General features: G+C 67.2%; 1 protein-coding gene. It reads left to right on the top strand.

The window, feature by feature from the left end:
* A partial coding sequence (locus EOA22_RS34920) for an ATP-binding protein (RefSeq protein ID WP_245478779.1) occupies nucleotides 1-1,041 on the top strand: 1,041 nt, incomplete at both ends.

Raw genomic sequence — 1,041 nt, 5'->3', positions numbered from 1 at the left:
GCGCGCACCTTCGACAAGTATAGCGGTGTGGGTTGTCATGTCGACCCCCACGTGCATCAATTGATCACCGCCGATCCAGGCAAGGTCAGGCAGGTGCTTCTCAACCTCATCGGCAACGCCATCAAGTTCACCGACAGCGGCGGCGTGCTGGTGAGCATTGCACGCGCACGCACCGAAACCAGCGACCGCATATGCTTTACCATCGCCGATACCGGTCCGGGCCTGCATGATGCCGACCTGGAGCGCATTTTCGAGGAGTTCGAGCAGGCCGACGGCACGTCGACACGCACACATGGCGGGGCCGGCCTCGGCCTTGCCATCTCCAGGCGCCTGGTGGCCGCCATGGGTGGCACGATCTCGGTATCCAGCCGGCTCGGCCAGGGATCCGAGTTCGTCTTCGAAGTCCCTGCGACAGCGGCCACCGAAGCGCCGCAGGGCCGCCAGAATGCTCTCTCGGGCAGACGCGTGGTGATCCTGTCGAAGAACGCCGTCGAGGCCGACGCCATCGCCCGCACCATCCGTGCCAACGGTGGCGCGGTCGACATCGCCACCACCGCCGCACAGGCCGCGCCTTTCGCCGCCGGCTGCGACGCGATCCTGGTCGATGCAGCGATGGAGGAAGGCGACGGAAGGCTGCTCAAGCGCCTGCGCCAGAGCGGTTTCTCCGACTGTGAGGCGATCACGCTGATCGCGCCGACAGATCGCGGCATGCTTGGCGAGTTCCGCGCCAGCGGCTACGCAACCTTCCTGGCCAGGCCGGTGCGCGGCGGAACACTTTTGCGTGTACTGTTGAGCAGCCATGCTCCGAGCCTCGGCCCGCCGCAGCCGGAAAAGCGCGGCGCGCCGACACTGCGCGCCGTCGGCAACCGCCAGCGCGGCCTGTCGGTGCTGATCGCCGAGGACAATGACATCAATGCCATGCTGGCCCGCGCCACGCTGCTGAAGGCCGGGCATCGCGTCAGGGTGGTCGGCAACGGCAAGGCGGCCGTCGAGGCTGTCACCGGCGCCGCGCACAAGGACCGCTTCGACGTGGTCTTGATG

Origin of the sequence: Mesorhizobium sp. M7A.F.Ca.US.014.04.1.1, from assembly GCF_003998745.1 — a bacterium.
GTDB lineage: Bacteria > Pseudomonadota > Alphaproteobacteria > Rhizobiales > Rhizobiaceae > Mesorhizobium > Mesorhizobium ciceri.
The sequence above is the reverse complement of the archived record's forward strand: the minus strand, read 5'-3'. Positions and strand labels throughout refer to the sequence as shown.